Source organism: Halomonas sp. OfavH-34-E (genome assembly GCF_024124525.1).
GTDB classification, from domain to species: Bacteria; Pseudomonadota; Gammaproteobacteria; order Pseudomonadales; family Halomonadaceae; genus Halomonas; species Halomonas litopenaei.
The window spans coordinates 1-1,075 of record NZ_JAMXRY010000128.1 but is presented as its reverse complement, the minus strand read 5'-3'; the positions used below and the strand labels follow the sequence as shown (position 1 = coordinate 1,075).

Sequence of the window (1,075 nt, the reverse complement as noted above, 5' to 3'; positions counted from 1 at the left end):
CCTTGAGCCAAGTTTGGTCCGCTTAACGGACTATCAGACTTTAAACTGAAGAGTTTGATCATGGCTCAGATTGAACGCTGGCGGCAGGCCTAACACATGCAAGTCGAGCGGAAACGATCCTAGCTTGCTAGGAGGCGTCGAGCGGCGGACGGGTGAGTAATGCATAGGAATCTGCCCGGTAGTGGGGGATAACCTGGGGAAACCCAGGCTAATACCGCATACGCCCTACGGGGGAAAGCAGGGGATCTTCGGACCTTGCGCTATCGGATGAGCCTATGTCGGATTAGCTAGTTGGTGAGGTAACGGCTCACCAAGGCTGCGATCCGTAGCTGGTCTGAGAGGATGATCAGCCACATCGGGACTGAGACACGGCCCGAACTCCTACGGGAGGCAGCAGTGGGGAATATTGGACAATGGGCGAAAGCCTGATCCAGCCATGCCGCGTGTGTGAAGAAGGCCTTCGGGTTGTAAAGCACTTTCAGTGAGGAAGAAAGCCTTGAGGTTAATACCCTCGAGGGAGGACATCACTCACAGAAGAAGCACCGGCTAACTCCGTGCCAGCAGCCGCGGTAATACGGAGGGTGCGAGCGTTAATCGGAATTACTGGGCGTAAAGCGCGCGTAGGCGGCTTGATAAGCCGGTTGTGAAAGCCCCGGGCTCAACCTGGGAACGGCATCCGGAACTGTCAGGCTAGAGTGCAGGAGAGGAAGGTAGAATTCCCGGTGTAGCGGTGAAATGCGTAGAGATCGGGAGGAATACCAGTGGCGAAGGCGGCCTTCTGGACTGACACTGACGCTGAGGTGCGAAAGCGTGGGTAGCAAACAGGATTAGATACCCTGGTAGTCCACGCCGTAAACGATGTCGACTAGCCGTTGGGCTCCTTGAGAGCTTTGTGGCGCAGTTAACGCGATAAGTCGACCGCCTGGGGAGTACGGCCGCAAGGTTAAAACTCAAATGAATTGACGGGGGCCCGCACAAGCGGTGGAGCATGTGGTTTAATTCGATGCAACGCGAAGAACCTTACCTACCCTTGACATCGAGAGAACTTTCCAGAGATGGATTGGTGCCTTCGGGA

The 1,075-nt window shown here is 55.5% G+C and carries 1 rRNA gene; it reads left to right on the top strand.

Features of this window, described 5'->3' with window-relative positions:
* Nucleotides 1–42: 42 nt before the first annotated feature.
* A 16S ribosomal RNA gene (locus tag NH448_RS23480) occupies nt 43–1,075 on the top strand; the annotation flags it as partial.